Genomic DNA, 6828 nt, shown 5'->3' on the forward strand with positions numbered 1-6828 from the left:
GACCTTCAAGTTGTATCAATTTCCTGTGATTAACTTATCCCGGTAGCGCTGATTAACTCAACCAGAGCACTGGTCATTCTACACCTTGCCGGGTCGTATTTTGGCAAATAATGACAGATCTAATTGACCGATTGATCCAATTCAGTCTGAATGCGGTTTCTGAATGACTGTTTTTGGATCCGTATGTCGAAGCCTTTGCCTTTAGTTCATCTGCAACTTCTCCGCCCGCTTATTGCAGGACTGAGAGCAAGTGGTGTGGATCCCGAACCGGTTTTGGAGAGTGTTGGCTTAACCCAGAGCGCCGTTGATCAGGAGGGTTCATCCGTCCATGTTATGGTAATGCACCACTTCCTCCAAAACTGTGCGGATGCTGCCAACGATCCGACTTTTTGTGCGACGATAGGTTCCCAGCTGGACCCTACCGGATGGCCTATGGTGCGAGACGCTTTTGAACGAGCCACAACCCTTGGTGATTTCCTGAACATCTACGTGGCACAAGCTTATAAATACGCATCCTCCACGACATCGTATGTCGAAGTACGTGGAGGACTGGCAAGGTTCGGAGAAACACGCAGATTCGAGCCGCTGATCGAACCGGCACAAAACGACGGCTTTATGATCGGGCTGAAGATGGCCATCCTCGAAAGAGTGCTGGGTGAGATCAAGGAACCAGAGCGCGTGCTACTGGTCTTATCTGATCCAACAGTCCTGCCCAAATCGCTGACTCGGTTTCAGGCGTTGCGAGGCAACAATATGGGTTGTCGCATTCAGTTCCCCTCTGAATGGTTGTCATTGCCCGCTTCGGAAAATCGCGTTGAAACAGCCTTTTTGGGAACCGAGAGGCACACACATCAAGACGCGTTTTTGACCAGTATCAGGCAGCAGTTGAAACAGCAGATCGGAAACGGAGGGTTAAGCGCCAATAAGGCCGCAGAATTGCTGCATCTGAGTCCACGCAAGCTCGCAAGGCAATTGTCTAAATTGGGAACCAGTATCTCTAAGGAGTTGTTAAACGCAAAGATGGAGCATGCAAAAGAAACGCTTCTTAGGTCTGATCGTTCAATAGAAGACGTTGCCACTTCGCTAGGTTATTCCGACCCTTCGAATTTCACCCGCGCATTTGCCAAGCTAGTCAATGCGACGCCGTCAGAATTTCGAACGCAACGACGGAAGAAACCGGATGAGTACTGATGGGCACGGGGCGTGATCGCTCGGGAAGAAGGTTTGGGTTTGGCCTTGAAAGGCGATAGCTTTGGCGGCTTATCAGTCGGCTCTTGACGAGAAATTTGACGTTTGGCTCTGGAGTAGCGAAAAGCAAAATCTAAAATGGGCTCATCAACGCACGCTGCACCGAGAGGCCGGATAACCATGCAATGACAGCAAACATGCCGCGTATCGTTGGCTCAAATGATGCCGCCGTCTATGGTTTGCGTAGCACAACGCGTAGTTTGGTGGTTTCTTGATCCTCTTCAGACATGGCTCTCCATTTCGGCAACATTCCGTCACGTGTTTTTTCAGGTATTTTTACTCTAGTCTGCTTCACATCGAGGATTTGAAAGCCTGCTAACTTAATCGCCCCAATTTGCTCAGAGGCTCTCAATCTGTTTATGCCCGGCGGAGCCTGTTCCTCGGTCAAAAAAGAAAACTGATTAAACTTGCCGTCGAGCCGGTAAGCGCGGTGATCGGCTAAATCGACAAAGTGAAAATGGAGGCCTCCTGGTTCAGTTATATCAAACAGATGTTGCCACACTCTTTCAATTTCTGTCACGTGTTCAAATACAGCGAAGGAGGTCAAATAAGAGACACTTTCACTCTCAATTCCTGCGTGCAAGATATCTGAAGATACAAAGTCGACTTTTCCGGCTAACCCACTAGTTCCTTTTTCAAAATCACCTGCTAGCAGAGCGATTAGATCAAACCGGGAAATTCGGTCACGAAAAGCTTCAACGTCTTGGTCCAAAGCTAAAAAATCTCCTGGAAAGCTATTGAGATACGTAATTATGTCATACATCGACAAAGCCGCATATTCGGGTGATCTAATTGGCAGAAAATCGTATGAAATGAAGCGAGAAAAACCATTGGCAAACCAATAAGTTGAGAGCGCGAGAGGTTCATGTGCGCCGCAACCGAAATCCAAGTATAAATTTCTGCTCGGAAGACCGTACTGCTCAGCAATGGTTCGGAGTTTTTTTGACTTTCGCCTTAGTTTTTCAACGCCGTACTTGCCAAGATTAGCATTTTGCAAACGTCGCCCAGCAAAAGTCAGATGCTTTAGCTTTTCCTTGCGATTGGTAGGACCACTAAGTATTACTGGTAGCGCTTCAATCAGATAGGTTAGAGTTTTCTCGGTATTGCCTTTCGAAATCAATGCGTTGAATTTATTATAAAATTCATCTTCTCCGAGTTGGTTGGAGATTTTTGTTTCAACATCTGTCGTACGTGGGCTTCCTAATTTTCCCAGTTTGATGAGCTTTCGATTTAGTCCTTTGAACAATCTTCAAACCTTCCAATTTTTGACCTTGTCTCTGGGCGAACCAAAATCAGGTGGATATCACATCAGGGTTCACACTGAAGAGAACCGGCTACAAACCAGTGGCTTGTCTCCTACAGGTGGATAGTTGACCATCGTAGTCACACGCGTTGCGACGTCCGTTCCGCAGTTAAGTTTGGGAAACCGACATCCTGTAGTATTGCACAAAGTCCCTGTCGTCTAAAATTCTTCTAGTGATCAGCGTTTTTTGATGGCCAACTCAACTCTTCGTTTCTTTATGCGCAGCTAACATATCTTCAATGGATTTTGTCAACTTGATCGGCGGCGGGTGAATCGCCATGTGGCAAGGCAACATGCCAACCACAAAACGCGCGAACTGTCTGCCATGAAAGGATTCAAACGCTGCAAGGACGTGTGTTCAACGTGTGGCAATACCAAACTGGTTATTCGCAGCGCATAAGCCGTTTCCATCGCTCGTTAAAGTTATGGAATTCACACTGCGTTGCGCTCTGTTCGCTGCCGTCTCGACTAGCACGGCTATTGGCCGGTCGTTTAGAGGGGGATTGATTCCAACACACCCCTGCCTCCGGCAGCTAATATTGCGCACGCACCTTCAGGGTTGGTAATACATGCTCGGAAAGTGTTTTTTATCTGGGGGCGTCCTGCGGCACCCGAAAACGTGCGGGGGCGAGTTGATCCACATGGGAAAGCTTCAACCAAAGCGCTGGAGGACCTTGCGCTAGGCAGAGAGATTATCTGCTATCTTGACGGGACACGGGCAAACCGACGTCCGGTCGGCGTCTGTGTGCTGGACGGGCAAGACCTTGGCCGCGTGATGGTCGAAATAGGGGCCGCTAGAGATTGTCCTGCGTACTCACTGGGCAGATACTCCGCCGCAGAGGATCAAGCCAAGAAAAACGGCCATAACCTTTCAATCGACTATTCACTGCCACCCTATTGCTGATAAATGTACTGCGAACTGATTTCTTGCGGAACCTGTTCGTTAACAAAATAGCTTTTCCACAATACTTCGAGTAGGCTCGCCAAATTACATTTGGGTGATTTCATAATGCGTTGGATGTGGATTTTCGGCGGGATAGGCCTGTTTGTCTGGCTTGTTGGGCAAGAACTGCCTGACGCTGACCCCGCCACAAGGCAAGCGCTGACCAGCGAGGCAAGTAAGAACAATCATGCATTTGACAAACCAGCAGCACAAAACCCGGCTGTTTTGCCAAGCGATTCAACGAATGAGAAAGCCGCTCTGTTTGTTTCCGGTTCGCGGGTCAATGTCCGAAGCGGCCCTGGCGTCAGCCATGGTGTGATGGGGCAATTAAACCTTGGTGACAAAGTCATGCAAGTCTCCGTCTCGGGTGGATGGAAGCAAATCGAAACCCGCTTCGGCATAGGTTGGATGTCATCTAACTATTTGGCGACCTCTATGCCAAAACCGAAAACGATTGAGCCGCCGGAACCGCGCAAACGACAAGTCGCGGTACCGACAAGCCGCGAGATCCAAGCTGCCCGCAATGAAATTATTCAGCAAAGCATCAGGGCTTACTCTGGCTCCTGCCCTTGTCCATACAATAGGGACAGAGCGGGCAGGCAGTGCGGCGGTAGAAGCGCTTGGTCAAGGCCGGGTGGATACAGCCCGATTTGCTATGATAGCGACGTTAGCGAGGCGCGGTTAAACACCTACTTTGCTCGCAGACGTGGGGTTGGGAATTGAATTCTCGTCAACTTTGCAAATTCAGGCTTGCTGATTTTCCCTTGCTGAGCGAGAACATATCATGAACAAATGGCCTCACGCTATCCCGTACGACTTGGACAAAGCACTCGATGAGCTTGATCGGTGGCGAGCGACGCCAGCAAACTCCGACCTATGGAGTGCCATGCGAGATTGGCTTCAGCAGCATGACGTGGAAGCACCGGCGCACTTGCCGACTAGGCCAAAAGAATAGAATTTTTAGCACTTAGGAATTACTGCAATGCGGAGAGGCTGTGTGAAAACTCCCCCGCTTTGCCCAGATGATGGTATGATTTCTGTATTCGGTACGGAGGTTGTTCATGGCGCAATTTATCGAAGGTTTGGATCGTCAGCAAACGATGTTGCTGCCGGAATATCTGGATGATTACGTTGATGGGAACAGCCCGGTTCGTGCCATCGATGCGTTTGGCGACATGCTTGATCTCGCGGCACTTGGCTTCAACGTGCAACCTGCGTCTACAGGTCGGCCCGGTTATCATCCTGGACTGATGCTGCGGATTTATCTGTACGGATATTTGAACCAGATCCAGTCATCGCGGCGGTTGGAACGTGAATGCGGGCGTAATCTGGAACTCATTTGGCTGACAGGTCGGCTGAAGCCTGACTTCAAGACAATTGCGGATTTTAGGAAGGACAACGGTCCGGCGATCCGCAAGGTGTGTCAGCAATTCGTGGCGCTATGCCGCAACATGGGCTTACTCGACGCAGATGTGGTCGCCATTGATGGCAGTCGATTTAAGGCGCTGAACTCCAAAGCCAAGAATTACACACGCGGTAAGCTGCGCCAAAAGTTGGGCGAGATCGATAAAGCAATCGAGCGCTATTTGGGAGAGTTGGATCGTGCCGATGAGGTCTTTGAGCAGACCGGTACGGTGCTGCCAGAGGCACGCATGGAACGCACTTTGAGAAAGCTGGAGCATCTGCAAAAAGAGGCGATGCGTTACAGAACAATTGAAAAGCGGATGGATGAGACTGGAGAAACACAAGTCTCATTCAGCGATCCCGACGCCAGATCAATGGCGACTACAGCGCGCATGCCGCGTATTATTGGCTATAATGTCCAAACGGCTGTCGAGGCGAACAACCATCTGATCGTTGCACACGAAGTTACAATGCTTGGTTTTGATCGCGACGCTTTGTCGATGATGGCTGCGGCCGCGAACGACGTCATGACGACTGAACAGCTCACAGCAATCGCCGATAAGGGCTATTACAAGGGCGAGGAAATTGTCGCTAGCGAAGAGGCTGGTGTCTCAGTCGTCGTTCCTAAACCGATGACATCAAACGCCGGCGCGCGTGGTCAGTTCGATAAAGCTGACTTTGCATATGACAGCGTCGAGGATGTCTATATTTGCCCAGCAGGTGAGAAACTGACGAAAAGATTTACGAGCCAACAAGACGGCAAAGAGATCAAATCGTATGCGTCAGGCGCGTGCGCTGGTTGCGCGATCAAAGTCAAATGTACGACGAGCAAAGACCGCCGAGTACGTCGGTGGGAGAAAGAGGATGTCCTCGATCGGGTGCAAGAACGCTTGGACAAAGATCCAGCCCAATTGGCGGTCCGCAGCATGACCGTCGAGCATCCATACGGCACGATCAAATCCTGGATGGGGGCTACTCACTTCAAGATGAGACGGCTGAAAAACGTCGCCACCGAGATGTCGCTGCACGTGCTGGCTTACAACATGACCCGCGTGATGAACATCATGGGCATTCCAGCAATGATCGCGGCCATGAAGACGTAACAGGCCTCGCTTGCCCCGCAAAATGCACCCAAATTGCCCAATCCGCGTCAAAGGGCCACCTCCGCCCTCACATTCCATCCAGCTATCCGACATGACGATTTAATGCCAAACGGGTAGAACCGCCGGAAAAGACAGACGGGCATCGCAATCAGCCGAGTTTCCACACAACCTCCGGACTAAGCTGCCAGAAGCTTAACGGCAGCTTTTGGACCGCCAACGTCATCCTGAGGATCAGGAGCTGTCGGGATGGTTGCCTAAGGTCATGAATTTATGAAGTAGGCTCCCCGCAAAGAATGTCAGGAAGCCTATCTTCAATCAATTTCAGTAATAAGCGAAGAAAATACTCTAGAAGCCGTAATCATTGACGAAATCCTATCGAAACTTGCTGGAAATTTTATAACATTTTGACCAGCAGGCTCTTGGCATAATTGTGATGCATCTTCGTCATCAATCCCGGTTTTGAAGGTTAGGCTGAACAAATCAGCCAGTTCGGCCATAACAACATCAACTAGTCTGCGCACTTCGTCGTCGTTTCGCAGCAGGCGGTCAACTTCTGAAACATCAATCATCATTAACTCCAGTGTCTCGTAACGCATGTGCGACGCGAATTCTTCAATATCACCGTGGCGGAACTTTACAAAACAATATGAAACGACGCGCCTACCGAGATTTTGACCTTCAACTATTCCTAAAACTTCCGCTTCTTTGACGTTCATGGCAAGTGAGGAAACACCCACAATTTCCGATGGAGAAAGGAGTCCTCTTTTTTCAAAGAAGTCCCGAGTGGGTAACGCATTTAAGCGTTTTTCTCTGACTACTCTGTCAGG

The 6828-nt window shown here is 49.7% G+C and carries 6 protein-coding genes; 4 read left to right on the top strand and 2 right to left on the bottom strand.

What is annotated here, in order from left to right:
• Window positions 1–183: 183 nt before the first annotated feature.
• Complete coding sequence (locus tag AB8B75_RS12930) at window positions 184–1191, top strand: helix-turn-helix domain-containing protein (RefSeq protein WP_405362809.1); 1008 nt, start codon at window positions 184–186, stop codon at window positions 1189–1191.
• A 229-nt stretch (window positions 1192–1420) separates the two neighbouring features.
• Here AB8B75_RS12930 and AB8B75_RS12935 read toward each other — a convergent pair whose 3' ends face one another.
• Entirely contained in the window at window positions 1421–2494 is a 1074-nt protein-coding gene (locus AB8B75_RS12935) for a methyltransferase domain-containing protein (RefSeq protein ID WP_405362811.1), read from the bottom strand.
• A gap of 637 nt (window positions 2495–3131) precedes the next feature.
• On the opposite strand from AB8B75_RS12935, the gene AB8B75_RS12940 reads away from it, so the two are divergent.
• The 3 genes from AB8B75_RS12940 (at window position 3132) to AB8B75_RS12950 (ending at window position 6001) form a co-directional block, all read left to right on the top strand.
• Window positions 3132–3455: a thermonuclease family protein gene (locus AB8B75_RS12940; protein ID WP_405362812.1), complete on the top strand. Its 324-nt coding sequence runs from the start codon at window positions 3132–3134 to the stop codon at window positions 3453–3455.
• A gap of 114 nt (window positions 3456–3569) precedes the next feature.
• On the top strand, window positions 3570–4217 hold the full coding sequence (locus tag AB8B75_RS12945) for an SH3 domain-containing protein (RefSeq protein ID WP_405362819.1): 648 nt from the start codon (window positions 3570–3572) through the stop codon (window positions 4215–4217).
• A gap of 338 nt (window positions 4218–4555) precedes the next feature.
• Entirely contained in the window at window positions 4556–6001 is a 1446-nt protein-coding gene (locus AB8B75_RS12950; protein WP_405362813.1) for an IS1182 family transposase, read from the top strand.
• A gap of 311 nt (window positions 6002–6312) precedes the next feature.
• Here AB8B75_RS12950 and AB8B75_RS12955 read toward each other — a convergent pair.
• A partial coding sequence (locus AB8B75_RS12955; protein WP_405362815.1) for a hypothetical protein occupies window positions 6313–6828 on the bottom strand: 516 nt, incomplete at its 5' end.

This window comes from Roseobacter sp., from assembly GCF_045106495.1.
GTDB lineage: Bacteria > Pseudomonadota > Alphaproteobacteria > Rhodobacterales > Rhodobacteraceae > Roseobacter.

Coding starts and splice junctions, on each gene's coding strand:
- AB8B75_RS12930 (WP_405362809.1), top strand. CDS start 184: ATGTCGAAGCCTTTGCCTTTAGTTCATCTGCAACTTCTCCGCCCGCTT.
- AB8B75_RS12945 (WP_405362819.1), top strand. CDS start 3,570: ATGTGGATTTTCGGCGGGATAGGCCTGTTTGTCTGGCTTGTTGGGCAA.
- AB8B75_RS12950 (WP_405362813.1), top strand. CDS start 4,556: ATGGCGCAATTTATCGAAGGTTTGGATCGTCAGCAAACGATGTTGCTG.